Origin of the sequence: Streptococcus sp. LQJ-218 (assembly GCF_003428885.1) — a bacterium.
Lineage (GTDB): Bacteria > Bacillota > Bacilli > Lactobacillales > Streptococcaceae > Streptococcus.
Window position 1 is genome coordinate 232,811 of record NZ_QQRU01000002.1, and the last position, 25,939, is coordinate 258,749.

Consider the following 25,939-nt stretch of genomic DNA (forward strand, 5'->3'; position numbering starts at 1 on the left):
TTTTATGAGGTAACATGAAATTATTTTTTAAAACATATTGGTCCTATTTTGTTTCTTTCATCATTCCCGTAATTATTATGATAGGAGTATATCTATCTCAAGGCATCTACTGGAATAGCGATACATCTCCACTATTAGGAGATGGGTTTCATCAATACGTTATTTTTGATGTAGCTTTACGAAATATTCTACATGGAAATGGTAGTCTGTTTTACACCTTTACAAGTGGCCTCGGATTAAATTTCTATGCCCTATCTAGCTATTACTTGGGAAGTTTCCTTTCACCTCTAGTTTACTTTTTTAATCTGTCAAATATGCCAGATGCTGTCTATCTGACAACTCTCTTAAAATTTGGATTGATTGGACTGTCAACTTACTTTAGTTTAAATAAATTATTTCAATCGATTTCTAGGCATTTAAAACTAGCTTTATCTACTTCCTATGCTCTGATGAGTTTCACTGTTAGTCAATTAGAGATAAAAACTTGGCTAGATGTTTTTATCTTGATTCCTTTAATTATAACTGGTTTACAATTGCTTATCACTGAAAAGAAATTCCTATTGTACTTTACAAGTCTGTCAATCTTATTTATCCAAAACTATTATTTTGGCTATATGACAGCAGTGTTTCTTATTTTCTGGTATCTCTGTCAACTTTCGTGGGACTTTAAGACTCGAAAATTATCTTTTCTTGATTTTGTTGTGACCTCCTTTTTAGCTGGTATGGCTAGTTTTATTCTGACTCTTCCTACTCTGTTTGATTTACAGACACATGGGGAAAAATTGACAGAAGTTACAAAGTTTCAAACTGAAAGTAGCTGGTATCTTGATCTCTTTGCTAAACAATTCATTGGTTCCTTTGATACAACCAAGTATGGGGCTATTCCAATGATTTTTGTAGGACTACTTCCCTTTATTTTAACCATTTTATTTTTTACACTGAAAACTATTAAGTTTCACGTGAAACTTATCTATGCAATCTTCTTTACATTTCTAATTGCAAGCTTTTATCTTGAAGCTCTTGATTTATTTTGGCAAGGGATGCATACTCCAAATATGTTTTTACATCGCTATGCTTGGATTTTCTCTACCTTGTTAATTTACACAGCAGCAGAAGTCTTAAATCGTCTGAAAGAAATTAAAGTCTGGAATTTTTTAGTTTCGCTTTTTCTTCTAGTATCAGGTTTTTTAGCTACTATCCATCTAAAGTCACATTATTCTTTTTTAACAGATTTGAATATTCTGCTTACTCTTGAATTTATAGTTGTCTATTCTCTTTTACTCCTTGCAGTTATTAAAAAGTTTATCTCTGTGAATCTGTTTGCCATTCTAATCTCTTTATTTATAATGGTTGAAATAAGTTTAAATGCTTCATCTCAAATGGACGGAATTGCCAAAGAATGGGGTTTTGCTTCTCGAAGTGCATATAATCAAGATATCCCAGCTATGGAATCTTTCTCAACATATATTGGAAATCAATTTACTCGTACTGAGAAACTAGAGACTCAGACAGGAAATGACAGTATGAAATTCAACTATAATGGAATCTCTCAATTTTCATCTGTTCGAAACCGTTCAGCAAGTTCTACTTTGGATAAATTGGGGTTTAAATCATCTGGGACCAATCTCAATCTTCGTTATGCCAATAATAGTATTTTAGCTGATAGTTTATTTGGAATCCAGTACAATATCTCGGGAAACCCTATTGATAAGTACGGTTTCCAAGATGTATATCAAAAAGATAATCTTACCCTGTATGAAAATCAATTCTCTCTTCCGATTGCCTTTGCTAGTCAATCTGTTTACAACGATGTCAAGTTCAATCAACACACTTTGGATAATCAGGCCTCGTTTTTAAATCAACTTGCTAACGTCAATTTTGATTATTTTTCTCCAATCCCTTATGAAAAAACAGAAGATACTGATGATTTGATCAGTGTTACAAGTTCTTCAAATGAGGATGCAGCAATCCAGTATCAAATTGAAGTATCAGAAAACAGCCAAGTTTATCTTTCTTTCACAAACCTTCACTTTTCAAATGATAAACAAAAGAAGGTTGATATCCTTGTAAATGGTGAAAAGAAAACTTTTACAACTGATAATGTCTTCTCCTTCTTTAATCTAGGCTATACAAAAGAGAAAAAAACTTTCAATATTACTGTTAGTTTCCCTGGAAATTCACAAGTATCATTTGAATCTCCTACCTTCTATCGTTTAGACACCCAAACTTTAACTGAGGCAATTCAAAAAATCAAAGAACAACCTGTAACAGTATCAACTTCTAAAAACAAGGTTTTTGCTACATATGATGTCCAACAAGATACATCTATTTTCTTCACCATTCCTTATGACAAAGGTTGGTCTGCCTCCCAAGATGGTAAAAAAATAGAAATGAAACAAGCTCAAACTGGATTTATGAAAGTTGATGTTCCCAAGGGGAAAGGAACTATTACACTTTCCTTCATTCCAAATGGGTTTATTACTGGAGCAATCTGTTCCTTTACTTCTCTCCTACTATTTGGAATCTATAATCACAGACGAAAGTTATCTAAGGATTAAAAAATCGACCAGTTAAGCGGTCGATTTTTTAATCTTCTTCCATTTTCTTAGGTTGATAGGCTAGCATACCTAAACCAATAAACAGTACTAATATAACGGCAAGGAAAATGACTTGATGATGAATATTTCCTGTCATAGAGATTGTTTGTCGTAATCCAGAAACTGAATAGCTCATTGGTAACCAAGGATTAATAGCTCTAAAGAAATCATTTGTCAAAGCAAGTGGATAAGTACCTGCACTTGATGCCAACTGTAATAAAAGCATAATAAGAGAGAAGAAAGCTCCTATACGGCTATTCCATGTTGTTAAAGCGGTCACCATAGACATAAATACTAAACTTGTTAGAATGATAAGAATAAATGTTCTTAATTCATGATTAGCAGTTAAACCAATAAGATGAACTCCTCCATATACCAAAATCCCTGCTAAAACAGCTATAATACCATTTATTTCAGATCTAGATTTCAACCAAGCCCAACGGCTCTCTGGATGACGTCCTGAAGGCAACTTCGCAAAAATCATATTCGTTGATATTGCTGCAACAAAAAGAGCAACTGATATCATATAAGGAGCCATTGCAACTCCATTTACAGGAACTTGATCATTGTCTGTTTTGGAAAGACTGAGAGGATTTGACAAAATCTCTGCATTTTGAGATTCCGTAGATGCTGATTTGAGCTGATCACTAGCATTACTTAATCCTTGTCCTAAAGAAGCAACTCCTGTCTGTAAACTTTCCAAGCCAGAAGTTAACTTTGTTCCACCGTCTGCTAGTTTCCCAGATCCATCTGCCAATTTATTAGCACCACTTTCTAATTGAGAAGCACCTGAAATTAACTGACTGGATTTGTCAGCTAGTTGACTAGATCCTGACTGCAATTTATCAACTCCTGCTATCAATTCTTGACTCTTTTGATTCAATTGATTGGAGCCATTTGATAATTTTTCAATACCAGACACTAATTCTGGAGTTTTTTCAACTAATTGACCAACTCCTGCTGTCAAGGTAGAAGATTTTTGTGTCAAGGTAGTTGAGCCTGAAACTAATTGATTCAAACTACCTGTCAAGGTGGAATTCTTTTCACTTAGTTGACTTGCACCTTGAGAAACTTTATCAACACCTGCAGTATATGCATTTACACCTGATGCAATCGACTGACTATCAGGAACTAATTTACTTGTCACTGCTCCCTGTATTTCTGTTAATCCACTTGACAATCCTGTCAAAGAAGTAGAAGCAAGCGGTAATACTTGATTAGCTTGATTTTTTAATGTCGAAAGATTAGAAGATTGATTTTGTAAGTTTTCTAAACTTCCCTGTAAACCTTGAGTTAAAGCTACAATTGACTGAGCCGATTGAATACTATCAGTCGAATTTTGAGAGACAGAAGCACTTATTTCAGCTTGTTGCTCACTTGTCAAAGATTGATAAGCTGATGTCGATTGAATATTGGCTAATGTAGTCGCTTTATCAGACTGAGCACTTGCTAACATTTGATTAGAAAGGGATGCTATACTTGATAAAACAGAATCTAATTGTTTTGTATCTCCAACATCAATATTTTGAATAGCTTGATTTAACTGATTCAAACCAGAAGATAATTGATTAATTTGATCTTTTTGCTCAGACGAAGCCTCTAACTTGCTAGAAAGTTGTTGAATCCCTTCACTTAATTGCTCCACACCCATTCGAAGTGTAGCTGATTGGTTGGATAACTGATTAGCACCTGTTGCAAGATTTCCTACTCCGCTTGTATAAGCACTAACACCAGATGAAAATTGATTCAGACCAGCATTGAGCTGCGAAACACCGCCAGTATAGGACTCTACACCAGTATATAGTTGATTGATTCCTCTTACTAATTCAGGACTTTTAGAAGATAATTGACCTAATCCGCCATCTAATTGACTCACTGCACCAGTATATGTAACTAAACCACTATTAAAATTACCTAAGCCAAGATGAAGTTGTTCAACACCAGAAACATAAGAGGATAATCCTTTAGTAAACTGCTCCGTTCCATTTGAAAATGTTAAACTTGAATCTGCTAAAGAGTGTAGGTTAGTAGTTAATGCTTGACTTCCTGTCACTAACTGATTCGATCCATCAGTTAATTTTTCACTACCAGAAGCTGCTTGACTCATACCATCCTTTAAATCAACCATTTTGTTGAATAAAGCTTTAGTATAGGTCTCGGTTACATTGGTAGAAACATTCTGCTTTAATTGTGTCATTGCAGAATCACTCATCTTGCTTGCAATAAAGCTATGACCACTTGAAGTCTGATAATCGATTTGCATTTGCTCTGGGTGATCCGTTAAAATAGAAGTGGCTTTTTCAGATAGATCACTTGGTAAAGTTACTACCATATAGTAATCGCCATTTTCTAACCCCTTCTTACCTTCCTCTTCATCTACAAAATGAAAATCCAAGGTTTTATTTTCTTTTAAATTGGACACCATGTCTTTTCCTATAGACATGCTATTGCCATTATAGGAAGCCTCTTTATCATTATTGACAACTGCCACAGGTAAGTCAGACAATTGACCATATGGATCCCACATTGAGGATAAAAATATGATATTGTACAGAGCTGGAATAAGAGAAATCCCTATCATGACAATAATAAAGGTTGGTTTTTTAAAAATTGCTTTCCATTCTTTAAACATTGTTTCTCCTTTTTTAAACATATTGTCTAAAATTTTGATATAATAGATTATACATTAAAAAATCTAAATTTCAAGATAAAAAATCCATTTTTAGACACATAGTCTAATTTGTTTACAAGGAGGAAGTATGCAAGAAAGTAACAAACGCTTAAAAACAAAGCGAACTATTGAAAATGCTATGGTACAATTACTCATGGAACAGCCATTTGATCAAATTTCTACTGTCAAGCTAGCAAAAAAAGCCGGAATTAGTCGTTCTAGCTTCTACACTCACTATAAAGATAAATATGATATGATTGAGCACTATCAAAGTAAGCTATTTCATACATTTGAATATATTTTTCAGAAACATGCTCATCACAAAAGAGACGCTATTTTAGAAGTATTTGAATATCTAGAGTCAGAACCACTTCTGGCTGCCCTTCTTTCTGAAAATGGGACAAAAGAAATCCAAAATTTCTTACGAAATAAACTTCATATCATACTCAGTACAGATTTACAAAAGCGCTTTATGCAACTGAATCTCAATACTACTGAATTAGAATACAGTAGCATCTATCTAACTCACGCACTTTTTGGTGTCTGCCAAACTTGGATTGCACATGGAAAAAAAGAAAGTCCTCAAGAAATAACAGACTTCCTTATGAAAATGCTTGGTGATACAAATTGATACATAAAAGGGAACAACACTGTGTTCCCTTTTATGTATACTCCGCCAGTAGGACTCGAACCTACGACATCATGATTAACAGTCATGCGCTACTACCAACTGAGCTATGGCGGATAAAATAGTCCGTACGGGATTCGAACCCGTGTTACCGCCGTGAAAAGGCGGTGTCTTAACCCCTTGACCAACGGACCTTCTACCTGTAGCAGATATAACCATTATATCAATTTCTTGCTAATTGTCAATTACTTTTGAGATTTTTTCTCTAGAATATCTTTTAATTTTCTAATTTTTAACCTTGAAATAGGACAGCGATGATCTTCATAGAAAACAATTTCTAAGTTTTTTCGATCAATTTCTCTGATATTGCCTATATTTACCAAAAATGACTTATGAGGGGAATAAAATCGCTGAGTATGTTTGTCCTTTTCCTGAATATCTGTCATGGTACCATAAAACTCTTTTGCAAAATTCTTACCAATAATGCGCAATTTATGAGAGACCCCTGTCGTTTCAATATACAGAATATCATGGTAAGGAATTTTTAAATCATTTCCCTTGTAATTGTAGTCAAAATAATCTACAACATCTTCATTTTCAAGTAACATACTTTTCGTGTAGAAGATATTTTGCTCAATTCTCTTCTTAAATAACTCATCATTGATATCCTTATCAACAAAATCTAGGGCTGATACCTGGTATTTATAGGTGAGAGTCGCAAACTCTGATCGACTGGTGATAAAGACGATAATTGCATAGGGATTGTAATGACGAATGAGCTGAGCCACTTCAAATCCTTTTTTCTCAATTCCATGGATATCGATATCTAGGAAATAAAGCTGATTTACTTCGTCGTTTTCGATATATTCCTTGAACTCACGGACTTTTCCCGTTGTCTTGTAAGATATTGGAATATTCGATTCTTTCGAAATTTCATCCAATATTCTCTCTAGTCTCACTTGATGTTCAATAACATCTTCTAAAATTAAAACTTTCATTCAAATTCCCTCTTAAATCTAATAATTTGTCTAAATGTACTGCCTTCCATCTCTGTTTCTAAAATAATATTGTTGTACTTATCTAGTAGTTCTTTCACATTATTTAAGCCTACTCCGCGATTTCTTCCCTTAGTAGAGAATCCTAAGGCAAATAGATCTCCTGAAGGAGTCATCGTCATTTTACATGAATTCTGAATCACAATCACTGTTTCAGTTTCCATCTTAATAACTGCTACTTCCATCTGCTTTTTATAGCTATCAGCCGATCCTTCGACAGCATTGTTCAATAAAACACTCATAATACGAACCAAATCCAATAGTTCAATTGGAAGCTTGGTAATCGTATCTTTTACTTCAAGTGTAAACTCTACACCATTATTTCGAGCATAGACAATGGACTGAGCAACCAAACTTCGTAAAGCTGAATCTTCTATGTTGTTCAAATCAAAGTAAGTGTATTTATCTGAACGCAGTTTGTGATTGGCTTTGACCAAAACTTCATTGTAAACTCTGTCAATTTCCTGTAAATTACCACTGTCAATTGCCATATGCATGCTGACAAGCATTCCAGCATAGTCATGTCGAAAACCACGGATTTCATTATACAAGCCAACAATTTCGTCTGTATAATTCTGTAAATGTTTCTGTTCAAATTTCTTCTGCTTCAACGCAATCTCTTTCTCCATTTGTTCTTTATGCGAATTCATTGCAAAGAAGGTCAAAAGGAGAGAAATAAAGACGATAGATGATAAAATACTTCCAAAACTATTCAAATGTTTAACCGTACTTACCATATCAGAAACGAAAGATACAATATGTAGCAATAGTAAAGCAAAAAATACTTTTTTCAAGAAAGGATAGAGGTAGTCTTTGTCAAAATAGTTTAGTTCCAAATGGAAATAACGAATGATTTTTAAGATAATAAAATAGGTCAACACCGTTACAAGGAAAAAGAATGGGTCATGATATTGTAAAACAAAATTGTCTCCTGTTATAGAGGAGAACGTTACGGACAGAAAGTTATGAGTGCTCTCATATAAAAGAGCTAGTAGTAAACTTAGGAATAGTCCTCTATCCCTCTCATACTGTTTCTTCCATCGAAAATAGGAATATAAGCCCAAAGGAAATAAAAATGTTGCAATCCCTAACCCATCTAAATATAGAAGATAAAAAGGAAAATCAAGTATTGTTCCTACTAGTAATGTATAAACACCAAAAAAGCATAATTCCTTTGTTTTTATTTGACCTTTACAAATTAAATTATAACTGTGACTAATAATTAAAAAATATAATATAAAATCTACTACTGAAAAAAAATCCATTCTCTACTCCTTTATCTTCTTCTAAATAAACTAAAGATATTAAAGGACTTTTCATTCATTTTCCTCATCTCCCCACCTTGAATCTTTTGCAAGTCTTTTTCCTTCAAGGCTACAAACTGTTCCAATTTAACTGTGTTTTTCATAATAAAATCTCCTAAAATGTTTTTTCTAGTAAGCTAACTTACAAAAACCATTATACAAAATGGAATTTCATTTTAGATAAAATTCTCTCAACTGTCAATTTTATCTCCCCAAGTGTACTTTTTGAAGAAAAAAGCTGGGAAAATTCCCAGCTTTGCTACTATATTGATCCCAGCAGGATTCGAACCTGCGACCGTTCGCTTAGAAGGCGAATGCTCTATCCAGCTGAGCTATGAGACCTAGTACAGTTATTTTACCAAAAATTCAATTGAAAGTCAATTTTCTATTTATGATAGGGCGAGCCCTGCTGAATCGTAAAAGCCCGATAGATTTGTTCAACAAGGACTAGTCTCATTAACTGATGGGGCAAGGTTAAACGGCCAAAGCTAACAGAGAGATTGGCTCTCTTTTTTACATCCTGTGCTAATCCCAGACTCCCTCCAATAATAAATGTAAGAGTAGAAAATCCTTTTATAGAAGCTTCTTCTAACTGCTTACTAAATTCTTCTGAGGAGAAAGTTTTCCCTTCAATAGCTAACACAATAACGAAATCACGATCACCAACTTTTGATAAAATTCTCTGACCTTCTATTTCTAAAATCTTTTGATTTTCTGACTCACTGGCCTTATCTGGTGTTTTTTCATCTGCTAGCTCAATTATTTCAAGCTTAGCAAATCGAGAAATTCGTTTTGAATACTCTGCTATACCATCTTTTAAATACTTTTCTTTCAGTTTCCCAACTGTTACAACTTTAAGTTTCATGACTCTATTCTACCATATTCTCTATTTTTTCACATCTTATTCACAAAATAAAAGGTGAATTTTAGTCGAGAAAATCACAGATTTTTGAAAGTTATCCACAATCTGTGAAAAACTTTTGTTTTTAAGTTATAATTAAGCTAGTCAGGTTATACTTTCAGTAATTTCAACATATGGAGGCAAATATGAAACATCTAAAAACATTTTACAAAAAATGGTTCCAATTATTAGTCGTTATCGTCATTAGCTTTATTAGTGGAGCCTTAGGTAGTTTTTCAATAACTCAACTCACTCAAAAAAGTAGTGTAGACAACTCTAACAACAATAGCACTATCACACAGACTGCCTATAAAAACGAAAATTCAACAACACAGGCTGTTAACAAAGTAAAAGATGCTGTTGTTTCTGTTATTACTTATTCGTCAAACAGACAAAATAGCGTATTTGGTAATGATGAGACTGATACAGATTCTCAGCAAATCTCTAGTGAAGGATCTGGGGTTATTTATAAAAAGAATGACAAAGAAGCTTACATTGTCACCAATAATCACGTTATAAATGACGCTAGTAAAGTAGATATTCGTTTGTCAGATGGAACTAAAGTACCTGGAGAAATCGTCGGAGCGGATACTTTCTCTGATATTGCTGTCGTCAAAATCTCTTCAGAAAAAGTGACAACAGTAGCTGAATTTGGTGACTCTAGTAAGTTAACCGTGGGAGAAACTGCTATTGCTATTGGTAGCCCGTTAGGTTCTGAATATGCAAATACCGTCACTCAAGGTATCGTATCTAGTCTCAATCGAAATGTGTCTTTAAAATCTGAAGATGGACAAGCCATTTCTACAAAAGCCATCCAAACTGATACTGCTATTAACCCAGGTAACTCTGGTGGCCCACTAATCAATATTCAAGGACAGGTTATCGGAATTACCTCAAGTAAAATTGCCACAAATGGAGGAACATCTGTAGAAGGTCTTGGTTTTGCAATTCCTGCAAATGATGCTATCAATATTATTGAACAGTTAGAAAAGAACGGAAAAGTGACTCGTCCAGCTTTGGGAATTCAAATGGTCAATCTCTCAAATATTAATACAAGTGATATTAGAAGACTGAATATTCCAAGCAATGTAACATCTGGTGTAGTTGTTCGATCTGTACAAAGTAATATGCCTGCCAATGGTCACCTTGAAAAATACGATGTTATTACAAAAGTAGATGACAAAGAGATTGCTTCATCAACAGACTTACAAAGTGCTCTTTACAATCATTCTATCGGAGACACCATTAAGATAACTTACTATCGTAACGGTAAAGAAGAAACTACATCTATTAAACTTGACAAGAGTTCAGGTGATTTAGAATCTTAATTGACATCTATGTAAAGAAAGCTTTACATAAGAGAAAAGATGTGTTAGTGTAGAATCATGGAAAAATTTGAAATGATTTCTATCACAGATATACAAAAAAATCCTTATCAACCTCGAAAAGAATTTGATAAAGAAAAACTAGATGAACTAGCACAATCTATTAAAGAAAATGGGGTCATTCAACCGATTATTGTTCGTCAATCTCCTGTAATTGGTTATGAAATCCTTGCAGGAGAGAGACGCTATCGGGCTTCACTTTTAGCTGGTCTAACATCTATCCCAGCTGTTGTTAAACAACTTTCAGACCAAGAGATGATGGTTCAGTCCATCATTGAAAATTTACAAAGAGAAAATTTAAATTCAATAGAAGAAGCACGCGCCTATGAATCTCTTGTAGAAAAAGGATTTACCCATGCTGAGATTGCAGATAAAATGGGCAAGTCTCGTCCTTATATCAGCAACTCCATTCGTTTGCTTTCCTTGCCAGAACAGATCCTCCTAGAAGTAGAAAATGGCAAACTATCACAAGCGCATGCGCGTTCGCTAGTTGGCTTGAATAAGGAACAACAAGACTATTTCTTTCAACGAATCATAGAGGAAGACATTTCTGTAAGGAAGTTAGAAGCTCTTCTGACAGAAAAAAAACAAAAGAAACAGCAAAAAAATGATTATTTCATACAAAATGAAGAAGAACAGTTAAAAAAACTACTCGGATTAGATGTAGAAATCAAACTGTCTAAAAATGATAGTGGAAAAATTATTATTGCTTTCTCAAACAAAGAAGAATACAGTAGAATTATCAACAGCCTGAAATAAGGCTGTTCTTTTATTTTTTTATCTCACAAGGTTATACACTATTTTTTTTAATAAAAAGGCTTAATAAATCAACAGTTTCAAGTTTTATCCCCAACCTGTGGATAAAACTTGGTAACATTGTGGATTATTTTTCACAGCTTGTGGAAAATTCTTGCTATCTATGGTAAAATAAGTCTATCATTAAACTTTTAAATAGTAAAGGAGGAGAAAGGATTGAAAGAAAAGCAATTTTGGAATCGTATATTAGAATTTGCTCAAGAAAGACTGACTCGATCCATGTATGATTTCTATGCTATTCAAGCTGAACTCATCAAGGTAGAGGAAAATATTGCTACTATATTTTTACCACGCTCTGAAATGGAAATGGTCTGGGAAAAACAACTAAAAGATATTATTGTAGTTGCTGGATTTGAAATTTATGATGCTGAGATAACTCCCCACTATATTTTTACCAAACCTCAAGATACGGTTGTCTCACAAGTTGAAGAAGCTCCAAATTCAACTCTTTATGACTATAGTCCAAAGTTTGCATCTATTCCTTATTCGGATACTGGATTAAAAGAAAAGTATACCTTTGATAATTTTATCCAAGGGGATGGAAATGTTTGGGCAGTATCAGCCGCTTTGGCTGTCTCTGAAGATTTGGCCTTGACCTATAATCCTCTTTTTATCTATGGAGGACCTGGTCTTGGTAAGACTCACCTATTAAACGCTATTGGAAATGAAATTCTAAAAAATATTCCGAATGCGCGTGTTAAGTATATTCCTGCTGAAAGCTTTATCAACGACTTTCTTGATCACCTAAGACTTGGGGAAATGGAAAAGTTTAAAAAAACCTATCGTAGTCTTGATCTTTTGTTAATCGATGATATCCAGTCACTCAGCGGAAAAAAAGTCGCAACTCAGGAAGAATTTTTCAATACCTTTAACGCCCTTCATGACAAGCAAAAACAGATTGTCCTAACGAGTGATCGTAGTCCAAAACATTTAGAAGGGCTCGAAGAAAGGCTTGTCACCCGCTTTAGTTGGGGGTTAACCCAAACCATCACACCTCCTGACTTTGAAACACGCATTGCCATTTTACAAAGTAAAACGGAACATTTAGACTACCATTTCCAAAGTGATACCCTAGAATACCTAGCTGGTCAATTTGATTCAAATGTTCGAGATCTTGAAGGAGCAATCAACGACATCACTTTAATTGCCCGAGTGAAAAAAATTAAGGATATCACTATTGATATCGCTGCAGAGGCTATTCGAGCACGTAAACAAGATGTTAGCCAAATGCTCGTCATCCCAATTGATAAAATTCAAAATGAAGTTGGTAACTTTTATGGTGTCAGTGTCAAAGAAATGAAGGGAAGTAGACGCCTTCAAAATATTGTATTAGCCCGTCAAGTAGCCATGTATTTATCTAGAGAACTAACAGATAATAGTCTTCCAAAAATTGGGAAAGAGTTTGGTGGAAAAGATCACACAACAGTCATTCATGCCCATGCCAAAATTAAATCTTTGATTGATGAAGACGATAATTTACGTTTAGAAATTGAATCCATCAAAAAGAAAATTAAATAACTTGTGGATAACTTTTGCTTTTTTATCTTTTTTATCCACATTTTTTAAACAAGCCAAAAAACTTGATACGACTTGTTTAAAGTCTGTTTTCCACAGATTTCACAGACTCTATTATTACTATTATCCTTCTAATACTAAAAATAAATAAAGGAGAATCCATGATTCATTTTTCAATTAATAAAAATTTATTTCTACAAGCATTAAATACTACTAAAAGAGCTATTAGTTCTAAAAATGCTATTCCTATTTTATCAACTATCAAAATTGACGTGACCAATGAAGGTGTTACTTTAATTGGTTCAAATGGTCAAATTTCAATTGAAAATTTTATTTCTCAAAAAAATGAAAATGCCGGTTTGCTAATTAATTCTTTAGGTTCAATCCTTCTTGAAGCTTCTTTCTTTATTAATGTGGTATCTAGTCTACCTGATGTAACTCTTGATTTTAAAGAAATTGAACAAAATCAAATTGTTTTAACCAGCGGTAAATCAGAAATTACTCTAAAAGGAAAAGATAGCGAACAATATCCACGAATCCAAGAAATTTCAGCAAGCACTCCTTTAATACTTGAAACAAAATTACTCAAGAAAATTATTAATGAAACAGCTTTTGCTGCAAGTACACAAGAGAGTCGTCCGATTTTAACAGGTGTTCATTTTGTATTTAGTCAGTACAAGGAGCTAAAAACAGTGGCTACAGACTCTCATCGTCTAAGTCAGAAAAAATTAACGCTTGAGAAAAATAGTGATGATTTTGATGTTGTCATTCCTAGCCGTTCTCTACGCGAATTTTCAGCCGTATTTACAGATGATATCGAAACTGTAGAGATTTTCTTTGCCAATAACCAAATCCTCTTTAGAAGCGAAAATATTAGCTTCTATACTCGTCTCCTCGAAGGAAACTATCCTGATACAGATCGCTTGATTCCAACAGACTTTAACACTACTATCACTTTTGATGTTGTAAATTTACGCCAGTCAATGGAACGTGCTCGTCTTTTATCAAGTGCAACTCAAAATGGTACTGTGAAACTTGAAATTAAAGATGGGATTGTTAGCGCCCATGTTCATTCTCCTGAAGTTGGTAAAGTAAACGAAGAAATCGATACTGAGCAGGTGACTGGGGATGATTTGACCATTAGTTTCAATCCAACTTATTTGATTGATTCCCTTAAGGCTTTAAATAGCGAAAAGGTAACCATTAGCTTTATCTCAGCTGTTCGTCCATTTACTCTTGTGCCATCAGATACTGACGAGGACTTCATGCAGCTCATCACTCCAGTTCGTACGAATTAAGTTAAAGAGGTTGAGCCTAGCTCGCCTCTTTTATGATATAATCAAAAAAGAAAAAGGAGAGTAGTATGTATCAAGTTGGAAATTTTGTTGAAATGAAAAAGCCACATGCTTGTACCATTAAATCAACTGGTAAAAAAGCCAATCGTTGGGAAATTACGCGTGTAGGGGCAGATATCAAAATTAAATGCAGTAATTGTGACCATGTTGTCATGATGGGGCGATATGATTTTGATCGAAAGATGAATAAAATTATTGACTGATACTCAATGAAAATCAAAGAACAAACTAGGAAACTAGCCGCAGGTTGCTCAAAACACTGTTTTAAGGTTGAAGATAGAACTGACGAAGTCAGTAACCCTACCTACGGCAAGGCGACGTTGACGTGGTTGGAAGAGATTTTCGAAGAGTATGCTAACCCTTAGTTAGAGGGTTAGCAAGTTTTTTCTTTTTGTGTTATAATACTAGGGATTGAAATGAAAACGGAGAATGAGAAAATATGGCTTTAACAGCAGGTATCGTTGGTTTGCCAAACGTTGGTAAATCAACACTATTTAATGCAATTACAAAAGCAGGGGCAGAGGCAGCTAACTACCCATTTGCGACGATTGATCCAAATGTTGGAATGGTTGAGGTTCCTGACGAACGCCTCCAAAAACTAACTGAAATGATTACTCCTAAGAAGACAGTTCCAACAACCTTTGAATTTACAGATATCGCAGGGATTGTAAAAGGAGCTTCAAAAGGAGAAGGGCTAGGGAATAAATTCTTGGCTAATATTCGTGAAGTAGATGCGATTGTTCACGTAGTTCGTGCTTTTGATGATGAAAATGTCATGCGCGAGCAAGGACGTGAAGATGCCTTTGTGGATCCACTTGCAGATATTGATACCATTAACCTAGAATTGATTCTTGCTGACTTAGAATCAGTCAATAAGCGCTATGCGCGTGTAGAAAAGATGGCACGTACGCAAAAAGATAAAGAATCTGTAGCAGAGTTTAATGTTCTTCAAAAGATTAAACCAGTCCTTGAAGATGGAAAATCAGCTCGTACAATCGAGTTTACAGATGAAGAACAAAAAGTAGTTAAAGGTCTTTTCCTTTTGACCACAAAACCAGTTCTTTATGTAGCTAACGTTGATGAGGATGTGGTTTCAGAACCTGATTCTATCGATTATGTGAAGCAAATTCGTGAATTCGCAGCGACAGAAAATGCAGAGGTAGTAGTTATTTCTGCGCGTGCTGAGGAAGAAATTTCTGAGTTAGACGATGAAGATAAAGAAGAGTTTCTTGAAGCCATTGGTTTGACAGAATCAGGTGTGGATAAGTTGACTCGTGCAGCTTACCACTTGCTTGGACTGGGAACTTACTTCACAGCTGGCGAAAAAGAAGTTCGCGCTTGGACCTTTAAACGTGGTATGAAGGCTCCTCAAGCAGCTGGTATTATCCACTCAGACTTTGAAAAAGGATTTATTCGTGCAGTAACCATGTCATATGAGGATCTAGTGAAATACGGCTCTGAAAAGGCCGTAAAAGAAGCTGGACGCTTGCGTGAAGAAGGAAAAGAATATATCGTTCAAGATGGCGATATCATGGAATTCCGCTTTAATGTCTAAAAATTTAATAAATAGTGTCAATTAGGTTGGAAAAAAATTCCAACCCTTTTGGCTTTTGAAAGGAAAAATAAATGACCAAATTACTTGTAGGATTAGGAAATCCAGGGGATAAATATTTTGAAACAAAACACAATGTTGGTTTTATGTTGATTGACCAACTAGCGAAAAAACAGAATGTCACTTTTACACACGATAAGATATTCCAAGCTGAGTTAGCCTCATTTTTCCTTAATGGTGAAAAAATTTATCTAGTGAAACCAACTACCTTTATGAATGAGAGTGGAAAAGCTGTTCATGCTTTATTAACCTACTATGGTTTGGATATTGAAGATTTACTCATCATTTACGATGATCTTGATATGGAAGTTGGAAAGATTCGTTTAAGAGCAAAGGGTTCTGCAGGTGGTCATAATGGTATCAAGTCTATTATTCAACATATAGGGACTCAAGTCTTTAACCGTGTTAAGATTGGAATTGGAAGACCCAAAAACGGCATGTCAGTTGTTCATCATGTTTTGAGTAAGTTTGACAAGGATGATTATATTGGTATTTTACAGTCAATTGACAAGGTTGACGATTCTGTAAACTACTATTTACAAGAGAAAAATTTTGAGAAAACAATGCAGAGGTATAACGGATAAATGGTGACCTTATTAGATGTATTCTCTGAAAATAATCAGATCAAAAAATGGCATCAAAATTTAACAGATAAGAAAAGACAACTGATACTAGGTTTATCAACGTCTACTAAGGCTCTTGCAATTGCAAGTAGTCTAGAAAAAGAAGATAAGATTGTGTTATTAACGTCAACTTATGGAGAAGCAGAAGGACTGGTTAGTGATCTTCTCTCTATCTTGGGTGAGGAACTTGTCTATCCATTTTTAGTAGATGATGCTCCTATGGTAGAGTTTTTGATGTCTTCACAAGAAAAAATCATTTCACGGGTTGAAGCCTTGCGTTTTTTGACTGATTCATCTAAGAGAGGGATTTTAGTTTGTAATATCGCAGCAAGTCGATTGATTTTACCGTCTCCAAATGTGTTCAAAGATAGTATTGTAAAAATATCAGTGGGTGAAGAGTACGATCAACACGCGCTTATCCACCAATTAAAGGAAATTGGCTATCGAAAAGTTACACAAGTACAAACTCAAGGTGAGTTTAGTATGCGAGGAGATATTTTAGATATTTTTGAAATATCCCAGTTAGAACCTTGCCGAATTGAGTTTTTTGGTGATGAAATTGATGGTATCAGGTCATTTGAAGTCGAAACACAATTATCGAAAGAAAATCAGACAGAACTCACTATCTTTCCGGCTAGTGATATGCTTTTGAGAGAAAAGGATTATCAACGAGGACAGTTAGCTTTAGAAAAACAGATTTCAAAAACGTCATCACCTATTTTAAAATCATACTTAGAAGAAATTCTTTCAAGTTTTCACCAAAAACAAATTCATACTGATTCAAGAAAATTTTTATCTTTGTGTTATGACAAGACATGGACTGTTTTTGACTATATTGAAAAAGATACCCCAATATTCTTTGATGATTATCAAAAATTAATGAATCAGTATGAAGTATTTGAAAGAGAATTAGCGCAATACGTTACAGAAGAATTACAGAATAGTAAAGCATTTTCTGAGATGAAGTATTTTGCAGATACAGAGCAAATCTATAAAAAACAGAGTCCAGTTACCTTTTTCTCTAATCTACAAAAGGGGTTAGGAAATCTTAAGTTTGACCAGATTTATCAATTTAATCAATATCCTATGCAGGAGTTTTTCAATCAATTTTCTTTTCTAAAAGAAGAAATTGAACGATACAAAAAAATGGATTACACTGTCATCCTGCAGTCTAGCAATTCAATGGGAAGTAAAACATTAGAGGATGTTTTAGAGGAATATCAGATTAAATTGGATTCCAGAGATAAGTCAAGTATCTGTAAATTATCTGTAAACTTAATCGAGGGTAATCTCAGACATGGTTTTCATTTTGTAGATGAAAAGATTTTATTGATAACTGAACATGAGATTTTTCAAAAGAAATTGAAACGTCGTTTTCGAAGACAACATGCTTCAAACGCAGAGAGATTAAAAGATTACAATGAACTTGAAAAAGGAGATTACGTTGTCCATCATATTCATGGGATTGGTCAATATCTAGGAATTGAAACAATTGAAATCAAAGGAATCCACCGCGATTATGTCAGTGTCCAGTATCAAAATGGGGATCAAATTTCCATCCCAGTAGAGCAGATTCAGTTACTGTCTAAATATATTTCAAGTGATGGGAAAGCTCCAAAACTCAATAAATTAAATGACGGTCATTTCAAAAAGGCTAAGCAAAAAGTTAAGAATCAGGTAGAGGATATAGCTGACGATTTAATCAAACTTTATTCTGAGCGTAGTCAGTTGAAAGGTTTTGCTTTCTCAGCTGATGATGAAGATCAACATGCTTTTGATGATGCTTTTCCTTATGTTGAAACGGATGATCAACTTCGTAGTATTGAGGAAATCAAGAGAGATATGCAAGATTCTCAGCCAATGGATCGACTTTTAGTTGGGGATGTTGGTTTTGGAAAGACAGAAGTTGCTATGCGTGCAGCCTTTAAGGCAGTCAATGATCACAAACAGGTTGTCGTTCTAGTTCCCACGACGGTTCTAGCACAACAACACTATACGAATTTTAAGGAACGATTCCAAAATTTTGCAGTTAATATTGATGTGTTGAGTCGCTTTAGAAGTAAAAAAGAGCAGACTGAAACACTTGAAAAATTAAAGAATGGTCAAGTCGATATTTTGATTGGAACACATCGTGTTTTGTCAAAAGATGTTGTGTTTGCTGATTTGGGCTTGATGATTATTGATGAAGAACAGCGATTTGGTGTCAAACATAAGGAAACCTTGAAAGAACTGAAAAAACAAGTAGACGTCCTAACTTTGACCGCTACGCCGATTCCTCGTACCCTCCATATGTCTATGCTGGGAATCAGAGATTTGTCTGTTATTGAAACTCCCCCAACCAATCGCTATCCTGTTCAAACCTATGTTTTGGAAAAGAATGATAGTGTCATTCGTGATGCTGTCTTGCGTGAAATGGAGCGTGGAGGTCAAGTTTACTATCTTTACAACAAAGTTGACACAATTGACCAGAAGGTTTCAGAATTACAGGAGTTGATTCCGGAGGCTTCTATTGGTTATGTTCATGGACAAATGAGTGAAATTCAGTTGGAAAACACTCTATTGGATTTCATTGAAGGTCAGTATGATATCTTGGTGACGACTACCATTATTGAGACAGGGGTGGATATTCCCAATGCTAATACTTTATTTATTGAAAATGCGGACCATATGGGCTTGTCAACCTTGTATCAATTAAGAGGAAGAGTTGGTCGTAGCAATCGCATTGCTTATGCCTATCTCATGTATCGTCCAGAAAAATCAATCAGTGAAGTTTCTGAAAAGAGATTAGAAGCCATCAAAGGATTTACAGAATTGGGCTCCGGATTTAAGATTGCGATGCGAGATCTGTCAATTCGTGGAGCAGGAAATCTCCTAGGAAAATCTCAATCAGGTTTCATTGATTCTGTTGGTTTTGAATTGTATTCACAGTTACTAGAGGAAGCTATTGCTAAACGGAATGGCAATGGGAACACAAGAACCAAAGGAAATGCTGAGTTGATTTTACAAATTGATGCTTATCTTCCTGATACTTATATTTCTGATCAACGACATAAAATCGAAATTTACAAGAAAATTCGTCAAATTGACAATCGTGTCAATTATGAAGAGTTGCAGGAAGAGTTGATGGACCGCTTTGGAGAATATCCAGATGTAGTAGCATACCTTTTAGAGATTGGTTTGGTCAAGTCATATTTTGACAAGGTCTTTGTAGAACGTGTGGAAAGAAAAGAAAATAAGATTACAGTTCAATTTGAAAAAGTCACTCAACGACTATTCTTGGCTCAAGATTATTTTAAAGCCTTATCCGCAACGAACTTAAAAGCAGCCATAGCTGAGAATAAGGGATTAATGGAAGTTGTATTTGATGTCCGAAATAAGAAGGACTATGAAATTTTAGAAGGTATGCTCATTTTTGGAGAAAGTTTATTAAAGATAAAAGAGTCAAAAGAAAGCAATTCCATTTAACATTTTTCTTCTATAAAATGGATAAAAATGGTACAATAATAATTTGAGGTAATAAAAATGAGATTAGACAAATATTTAAAAGTATCAAGAATTATCAAGCGTCGTACAGTCGCAAAAGAAGTAGCAGATAAAGGCAGAATCAAGGTAAATGGAATCTTGGCCAAAAGTTCAACGGATTTGAAAGTTAATGACCAAGTTGAAATTCGCTTTGGCAATAAGTTGCTACTTGTCAAAGTACTAAAGATGAAAGATAGTACAAAAAAAGAAGATGCAGCAGGCATGTATGAAATTATCAGTGAAACACGGGTAGAAGAAAATGTCTAAAAATATCGTACAATTGAATAATTCTTTTATTCAAAATGAACACCAACGTCGTCGCTATCTGATGAAGGAACGACAAAAACGGAATCGTTTCATGGGTTGGGTTCTTATTTTGATGATTTTATTGTTCATTTTACCAACTTATAATCTTGCTCAAAGCTATCACCAATTACTCCAAAGACGTCAACAGTTATCAGACCTGCAAACTCAGTATCAAACCCTGAGTGAGGAAAAGGAGAAGGAGGCAGCTTTTGCTACAAAGTTGAAAGATGAAGATTACGCTGCTAAATACATGCGTGCAAAATATTATTATTCTAAGAATCGGGAAGCTGTTTATACGATTCCTGACTTGCTCCCAAGGTGATAAAATGGAAAATTTATTAGATGTAATAGAGCAATTTTTGAGTCTATCGGATGAAAAGCTGGAAGAGTTGGCTGATAAAAATCAATTATTGCGTTTACAAGAAGAAAAGGAAAGGAAGAATGCGTAAGTTCTTAATTATTTTGTTGCTACCGAGTTTTTTGACCATTTCAAAAGTCGTTAGCACAGAAAAAGAAGTAGTCTATACTTCAAAAGAAATTTATTACCTTTCACAATCTGACTTTGGTATTTATTTTAGAGAAAAATTAAGTTCTCCCATGGTTTATGGAGAGGTTCCTGTTTATGCGAATGAAGATTTAGTAGTGGAATCTGGAAAATTAACTCCAAAAACAAGTTTCCAAATAACCGAGTGGCGCTTAAATAAACAGGGAATTCCAGTATTTAAGTTATCCAACCACCAATTTATAGCTGCGGACAAACGATTTTTATATGATCAGTCAGAGGTAACTCCTACAATCAAAAAAGTATGGTTAGAATCTGATTTTAAACTGTACAATAGTCCTTATGATTTAAAAGAAATGAAATCATCCTTATCAGCTTATTCGCAAGTTTCAATCGACAAGACCATGTTTGTAGAAGGAAGAGAATTTCTACATATTGATCAGGCTGGATGGGTAGCTAAAGAATCAACTTCTGAAGCAGATAATCGGATAAGTAAAGTCCAAGAAATGTTATCGGAAAAATATCAGAAGGATTCATTTTCTATTTATGTTAAGCAACTGACTACTGGAAAAGAAGCTGGTATCAATCAAGATGAAAAGATGTATGCGGCTAGTGTTTTGAAACTCCCTTATCTTTATTATACGCAAGAAAAAATAAATGAAGGTCTTTATCAGTTAGATACGACTGTAAAATACATATCTGCAGTCAATGATTTTCCAGGTTCCTATAAACCAGAAGGAAGTGGTAGTCTTCCTAAAAAAGAGGATAATAAAGAGTATTCTCTAAAGGATTTAATTACGAAAGTATCAAAAGAATCTGATAATGTAGCTCATAATTTATTGGGATATTACATTTCAAACCAATCTGATGCCACATTCAAGTCTAAGATGTCTGCTATTATGGGAGATGATTGGGATCCAAAAGAAAAATTGATTTCTTCTAAAATGGCTGGGAAAGTCATGGAAGCTATTTATAACCAAAATGGATTTGTATTGGATTCTTTGACTAAAACAGATTTTGATAATGAGCGAATTGCCAAAGGTGTTTCCGTTAAAGTAGCTCATAAAATTGGGGATGCGGATGAATTTAAGCATGATACGGGTGTTGTCTATGCAGACTCTCCATTTATTCTTTCTATTTTCACTAAAAATTCTGATTATGATACGATTTCTAAGATAGCCAAGGATGTTTATGAGGTTCTAAAATGAGGGAACAAGATTTTTTAAATCATTTTCTCAAGAAGGGATATTTCAAAAAGCATGCTAAGGTGGTGCTAGCTCTTTCTGGTGGATTAGATTCTATGTTTCTATTTAAGGTATTATCTACGTATCAAAAAGAGTTAGAAATTGAATTGATTCTAGCTCATGTGAATCATAAGCAGAGAGTAGAGTCAGATTTGGAAGAAAAAGAATTAAGGAAGTTGGCTGCTGAAGCAGAGCTTCCTATTTATGTCAGCAGTTTTTCAGATAAATTTTCAGAAGCGCGTGCTCGAGATTTTCGTTATGATTTTTTTCAAGAGGTCATGAAAAAGACAGGTGCAACAGCCTTGGTCACTGCTCACCATGCTGATGACCAGGTAGAGACGATTTTGATGCGTTTGATTCGAGGCACTCGTTTGCGCTATCTATCAGGGATTAAGGAGAAACAAGTAGTCGGAGAGATAGAAATCATTCGGCCCTTCTTGCATTTCCAGAAAAAAGACTTTCCACCAATTTTTCACTTTGAAGATACATCAAATCAGGAAAATCATTATTTTCGCAATCGTATTCGAAATTCTTATTTACCAGAATTGGAAAAAGAAAATCCTCGATTTAGAGATGCAATCTTGGATATAGGAAACGAGATTTTAGATTATGACCTAGCCATAGCTGAATTATCAAAGAATATTGATGTAGAAAATTTAGAGCAGCTATTGTCTTACTCTGAGTCGACACAAAGCGTTTTGCTTCAAACTTATCTGAATCGTTTTCCAGATTTGAATCTTGCAAAAGCTCAGTTTGAAGAAGTTAGACAAATTTTAAAAACTAAAAGCCAGTATCGTCATCCACTTAAAAATGGTTATGAATTAGTAAAAGAGTATCAACAGTTTCGGATTTGTAAAATCAGTCCTCAGGCTGATGAAAAGGAAGATGAACTTGTGTTACACTATCAAAATAAGGTTACTTATCAAGGATATAAATTTTCTTTCGGGCTTCCTTTAGAAGGTGAATCAATTCAACAAGTACCTGTTTCACGGGAAACATCAATACACATTCGTCATCGAAAAACAGGAGATGTTTTGATTCAAAATGGGCATAGAAAAAAACTCAGACGTCTATTTATTGATTTGAAAATCCCTATGGAAAAGCGAAAATCTGCTCTGATTATTGAGCAATTTGGTGAAATTGTCTCAATTTTGGGAATTGCGACCAGTAATTTGAGTAAAAACACGAAAATTGATATAATGAACACTGTACTTTATATAGAAAAAATAGATAGGTAAAAGAATGTTAGAAAACGATATTAAAAAAATCCTCGTTTCACAAGATGAAATTACAGCAGCTGCTAAAAAATTAGGTGCTCAATTAACTAAGGACTATGCAGGAAAAAATCCAATCTTAGTTGGGATTTTAAAAGGATCTATTCCTTTTATGGCTGAATTGGTTAAACATATCGACACACATATTGAAATGGACTTTATGATGGTTTCTAGCTACCATGGTGGAACAGCAAGTAGTGGTGTCATCAATATCAAGCAAGATGTGACTCAAGATATCAAAGGAAGACATGTTCTATTTGTAGAAGATATCATTGATACAGGTCAAACTTTGAAGAATTTGCGCGATATGTTCATTGCAAGAGAAGCAGCTTCTGTTCACATTGCAACCTTGTTGGATAAACCAGAAGGACATGTTGTAGAAATTGAGGCAGACTATACCTGCTTTACTATTCCAAATGAGTTTGTAGTAGGTTATGGTTTAGACTACAAAGAAAATTATCGTAACCTTCCCTATGTTGGAGTATTGAAAGAAGAAGTATATTCAAATTAGAAAGAACAATTTTTAATGAAAAAACAAAATAATGGTTTAATTAAAAATCCTTTTCTATGGTTATTACTTATTTTTTTCCTAGTTACAAGTTACCAGTATTTTAGTACAGGTAGTGTTGCAGGGAAAAGTGAGCAAATTAATTATACAGAATTGGTGAAAGAAATTACCGATGATAATGTAAAAGAATTAACCTACCAACCAAATGGCAGTGTTATCGAAGTTTCGGGTGTTTATAAAAATCCTAAAACAAGTAAAGAAGAAACAGGCATTCAGTTCTTTTCTCCTTCTGCTACAACAGTAGAGAAATTTTCAAGTATTATTCTTCCTTCAGACACTACAGTATCAGAATTGCAAAAGCTTGCTTCTGACCATAAAGCGGAAGTAACTATTAAGCATGAAAGTTCAAGTGGTATGTGGATTAATATTCTTGTATCCATTGTGCCATTCGGTATTCTTTTCTTCTTCCTATTCTCTATGATGGGAAATATGGGAGGAAATAATAGCCGTAACCCGATGAGTTTCGGGCGTAGTAAGGCTAAAGCTGCAAATAAAGAAGATATTAAAGTAAGATTTTCAGATGTTGCTGGAGCTGAGGAAGAAAAACAAGAACTGGTTGAAGTTGTTGAATTCTTAAAAGATCCAAAACGATTTACAAAACTTGGAGCCCGTATTCCAGCAGGTGTTCTTTTGGAGGGACCTCCAGGGACAGGTAAGACCTTACTTGCTAAAGCAGTTGCTGGAGAGGCAGGTGTTCCATTCTTTAGTATCTCAGGTTCTGACTTTGTAGAAATGTTTGTCGGAGTTGGAGCTAGTCGTATTCGTTCTCTTTTTGAAGATGCCAAAAAAGCAGCACCAGCTATCATCTTTATCGATGAAATTGATGCTGTCGGACGTCAACGTGGAGTTGGTCTAGGCGGAGGAAATGACGAACGCGAACAAACCTTGAACCAACTCTTGATTGAGATGGATGGTTTTGAGGGAAATGAAGGGATTATTGTCATTGCTGCGACAAACCGTTCAGATGTATTAGATCCTGCCCTTTTACGTCCAGGACGTTTTGATAGAAAAGTATTGGTTGGTCGCCCTGATGTTAAAGGTCGTGAAGCAATCTTGAAAGTTCATGCTAAGAACAAGCCTTTAGCAGAAGATGTTGATTTAAAATTAGTGGCTCAACAAACTCCAGGCTTTGTTGGTGCTGATTTAGAGAATGTTTTGAATGAAGCGGCTTTAGTTGCTGCTCGACGCAATAAATCGATAATTGATGCCTCAGATATTGATGAAGCAGAAGATAGAGTGATTGCTGGACCATCTAAAAAAGACAAGACAGTATCACAAAAAGAACGCGAATTGGTTGCCTATCATGAGGCAGGACATACCATTGTTGGTCTAGTCTTGTCGAACGCCCGTGTTGTTCATAAAGTTACAATCGTACCACGTGGACGTGCAGGTGGGTACATGATTGCACTTCCTAAGGAAGACCAAATGCTACTATCTAAAGAAGATATGAAAGAGCAATTGGCTGGTTTGATGGGTGGACGTGTAGCTGAAGAAATTATCTTTAATGTACAAACTACAGGAGCCTCAAACGACTTTGAACAAGCAACACAAATGGCGCGTGCAATGGTTACAGAGTATGGTATGAGTGAAAAACTTGGTCCAGTACAATATGAAGGAAATCATGCCATGTTTGGTGCACAAAGCTCTCAAAAATCAATTTCAGAACAAACAGCTTATGAAATTGACGAAGAGGTTCGTTCATTGTTGAATCAAGCACGAAACAAAGCTGCTGAAATCATCCAATCAAATCGTGAAACCCACAAATTGATTGCAGAAGCATTATTGAAATACGAAACACTGGATAGTACACAAATAAAAGCTCTTTACGAAACAGGAAAGATGCCTGAAGCAGTAGAAGATGAGTCTCATGCACTATCCTATGATGAAGTAAAGTCAAAAATGAATGACGAAAAATAACCCAAAGAGAGGCAAGTCCTCTCTTTTTTGTGCAGTTGAGGAGGTAGAGAGAACAGAACAGAGAAAAGAACCCAATTAGCTTCTTTATTTGTTAAACTGTATCTAGAAAGGGGAACGTTATGTTTAAAGAATTGTATAAAGAAG

23 protein-coding genes and 3 tRNA genes are annotated in these 25,939 nt (G+C 34.7%); 18 read left to right on the forward strand and 8 right to left on the reverse strand.

Annotated elements, in window-relative coordinates; all coding sequences use genetic code 11:
- The first annotated feature begins 14 nt into the window (after positions 1 to 14).
- Positions 15 to 2,558: a YfhO family protein gene (locus D2908_RS02790; RefSeq protein ID WP_117304699.1), complete on the forward strand. Its 2,544-nt coding sequence runs from the start codon at positions 15 to 17 to the stop codon at positions 2,556 to 2,558.
- A 28-nt stretch (positions 2,559 to 2,586) separates the two neighbouring features.
- On the opposite strand, the gene D2908_RS02795 is transcribed toward D2908_RS02790, so the two are convergent.
- On the reverse strand, positions 2,587 to 5,229 hold the full coding sequence (locus D2908_RS02795; RefSeq protein ID WP_117304701.1) for a YhgE/Pip domain-containing protein: 2,643 nt from the start codon (positions 5,227 to 5,229) through the stop codon (positions 2,587 to 2,589).
- 127 nt (positions 5,230 to 5,356) lie between these two features.
- Here D2908_RS02795 and D2908_RS02800 point away from each other — a divergent pair, with 127 nt between their 5' ends.
- Positions 5,357 to 5,899 (forward strand): TetR-like C-terminal domain-containing protein, encoded by a 543-nt coding sequence (locus D2908_RS02800; RefSeq protein WP_117304703.1) that lies wholly within the window; start codon positions 5,357 to 5,359, stop codon positions 5,897 to 5,899.
- 40 nt (positions 5,900 to 5,939) lie between these two features.
- Here the strand turns inward: D2908_RS02800 and D2908_RS02805 are convergent.
- The 7 genes from D2908_RS02805 to rlmH form a co-directional block, all read right to left on the reverse strand.
- Positions 5,940 to 6,013: transfer RNA gene (locus tag D2908_RS02805), tRNA-Asn, on the reverse strand.
- Between the two features lie 5 nt (positions 6,014 to 6,018).
- Positions 6,019 to 6,090: transfer RNA gene (locus tag D2908_RS02810), tRNA-Glu, on the reverse strand.
- Between the two features lie 51 nt (positions 6,091 to 6,141).
- Complete coding sequence (gene comE, locus D2908_RS02815; RefSeq protein WP_000866074.1) at positions 6,142 to 6,894, reverse strand: competence system response regulator transcription factor ComE; 753 nt, start codon at positions 6,892 to 6,894, stop codon at positions 6,142 to 6,144.
- Positions 6,891 to 8,216 carry a competence system sensor histidine kinase ComD gene (gene comD, locus D2908_RS02820; RefSeq protein WP_117304705.1) on the reverse strand — a complete coding sequence of 442 codons (1,326 nt, stop codon included), beginning with the start codon at positions 8,214 to 8,216 and terminating at the stop codon, positions 6,891 to 6,893. Before comD ends, comE begins: the two co-directional genes overlap by 4 nt.
- 11 nt (positions 8,217 to 8,227) lie before the next feature.
- Positions 8,228 to 8,359 carry a competence-stimulating peptide ComC gene (comC, locus tag D2908_RS02825; protein WP_117304707.1) on the reverse strand — a complete coding sequence of 44 codons (132 nt, stop codon included), beginning with the start codon at positions 8,357 to 8,359 and terminating at the stop codon, positions 8,228 to 8,230.
- Positions 8,360 to 8,523: 164 nt separating this feature from the next.
- Positions 8,524 to 8,597, reverse strand: a tRNA-Arg gene (locus D2908_RS02830).
- Between the two features lie 43 nt (positions 8,598 to 8,640).
- Positions 8,641 to 9,120 carry a 23S rRNA (pseudouridine(1915)-N(3))-methyltransferase RlmH gene (rlmH, locus tag D2908_RS02835; protein ID WP_117304709.1) on the reverse strand — a complete coding sequence of 160 codons (480 nt, stop codon included), beginning with the start codon at positions 9,118 to 9,120 and terminating at the stop codon, positions 8,641 to 8,643.
- A 182-nt stretch (positions 9,121 to 9,302) separates the two neighbouring features.
- On the opposite strand from rlmH, the gene D2908_RS02840 reads away from it, so the two are divergent.
- The 16 genes from D2908_RS02840 to ftsH all read left to right on the forward strand — a co-directional run bounded on the left by D2908_RS02840 (position 9,303) and on the right by ftsH (position 25,795).
- Positions 9,303 to 10,484, forward strand: a complete 1,182-nt coding sequence (locus D2908_RS02840) for a S1C family serine protease (protein WP_117304711.1) — start codon at positions 9,303 to 9,305, stop codon at positions 10,482 to 10,484.
- A 57-nt stretch (positions 10,485 to 10,541) separates the two neighbouring features.
- Entirely contained in the window at positions 10,542 to 11,300 is a 759-nt protein-coding gene (locus tag D2908_RS02845; RefSeq protein WP_117304713.1) for a ParB/RepB/Spo0J family partition protein, read from the forward strand.
- Positions 11,301 to 11,513: 213 nt separating this feature from the next.
- Positions 11,514 to 12,875 carry a chromosomal replication initiator protein DnaA gene (gene dnaA / locus D2908_RS02850; protein ID WP_117304715.1) on the forward strand — a complete coding sequence of 454 codons (1,362 nt, stop codon included), beginning with the start codon at positions 11,514 to 11,516 and terminating at the stop codon, positions 12,873 to 12,875.
- Positions 12,876 to 13,033: 158 nt separating this feature from the next.
- On the forward strand, positions 13,034 to 14,170 hold the full coding sequence (dnaN, locus tag D2908_RS02855; RefSeq protein WP_117304716.1) for a DNA polymerase III subunit beta: 1,137 nt from the start codon (positions 13,034 to 13,036) through the stop codon (positions 14,168 to 14,170).
- 65 nt (positions 14,171 to 14,235) lie between these two features.
- The gene (locus tag D2908_RS02860; protein WP_000285186.1) at positions 14,236 to 14,430 is read left to right on the forward strand and encodes a DUF951 family protein; all 195 of its coding nucleotides are present in this window, start codon (positions 14,236 to 14,238) and stop codon (positions 14,428 to 14,430) included.
- A gap of 6 nt (positions 14,431 to 14,436) precedes the next feature.
- Positions 14,437 to 14,592, forward strand: a complete 156-nt coding sequence (locus D2908_RS09905) for a hypothetical protein (RefSeq protein WP_165847412.1) — start codon at positions 14,437 to 14,439, stop codon at positions 14,590 to 14,592.
- A gap of 74 nt (positions 14,593 to 14,666) precedes the next feature.
- Entirely contained in the window at positions 14,667 to 15,782 is a 1,116-nt protein-coding gene (gene ychF / locus D2908_RS02865; RefSeq protein WP_044789139.1) for a redox-regulated ATPase YchF, read from the forward strand.
- 71 nt (positions 15,783 to 15,853) lie between these two features.
- Positions 15,854 to 16,423 carry an aminoacyl-tRNA hydrolase gene (pth, locus tag D2908_RS02870; protein ID WP_117304718.1) on the forward strand — a complete coding sequence of 190 codons (570 nt, stop codon included), beginning with the start codon at positions 15,854 to 15,856 and terminating at the stop codon, positions 16,421 to 16,423.
- Positions 16,424 to 19,927 (forward strand): transcription-repair coupling factor, encoded by a 3,504-nt coding sequence (gene mfd / locus D2908_RS02875; RefSeq protein WP_117304720.1) that lies wholly within the window; start codon positions 16,424 to 16,426, stop codon positions 19,925 to 19,927.
- Positions 19,928 to 19,984: 57 nt separating this feature from the next.
- A complete protein-coding gene (locus D2908_RS02880) occupies positions 19,985 to 20,251 on the forward strand; it encodes an RNA-binding S4 domain-containing protein (RefSeq protein WP_049496531.1) in 267 nt (88 codons plus the stop codon).
- Positions 20,244 to 20,612 (forward strand): septum formation initiator family protein, encoded by a 369-nt coding sequence (locus D2908_RS02885; RefSeq protein WP_117304722.1) that lies wholly within the window; start codon positions 20,244 to 20,246, stop codon positions 20,610 to 20,612. Before D2908_RS02880 ends, D2908_RS02885 begins: the two co-directional genes overlap by 8 nt.
- A gap of 4 nt (positions 20,613 to 20,616) precedes the next feature.
- Positions 20,617 to 20,739, forward strand: a complete 123-nt coding sequence (locus D2908_RS10230; protein WP_000429334.1) for an SP_0009 family protein — start codon at positions 20,617 to 20,619, stop codon at positions 20,737 to 20,739.
- Positions 20,732 to 22,000 (forward strand): serine hydrolase, encoded by a 1,269-nt coding sequence (locus D2908_RS02890; RefSeq protein WP_117304724.1) that lies wholly within the window; start codon positions 20,732 to 20,734, stop codon positions 21,998 to 22,000. The genes D2908_RS10230 and D2908_RS02890 overlap by 8 nt, the downstream gene beginning before the upstream one ends.
- Positions 21,997 to 23,274: a tRNA lysidine(34) synthetase TilS gene (gene tilS / locus D2908_RS02895; protein WP_117304726.1), complete on the forward strand. Its 1,278-nt coding sequence runs from the start codon at positions 21,997 to 21,999 to the stop codon at positions 23,272 to 23,274. The genes D2908_RS02890 and tilS overlap by 4 nt, the downstream gene beginning before the upstream one ends.
- 4 nt (positions 23,275 to 23,278) lie before the next feature.
- A complete protein-coding gene (gene hpt, locus D2908_RS02900; RefSeq protein WP_117304728.1) occupies positions 23,279 to 23,821 on the forward strand; it encodes a hypoxanthine phosphoribosyltransferase in 543 nt (180 codons plus the stop codon).
- 15 nt (positions 23,822 to 23,836) lie between these two features.
- Positions 23,837 to 25,795 (forward strand): ATP-dependent zinc metalloprotease FtsH, encoded by a 1,959-nt coding sequence (gene ftsH / locus D2908_RS02905; protein ID WP_117304730.1) that lies wholly within the window; start codon positions 23,837 to 23,839, stop codon positions 25,793 to 25,795.
- Positions 25,796 to 25,939: the final 144 nt, after the last annotated feature.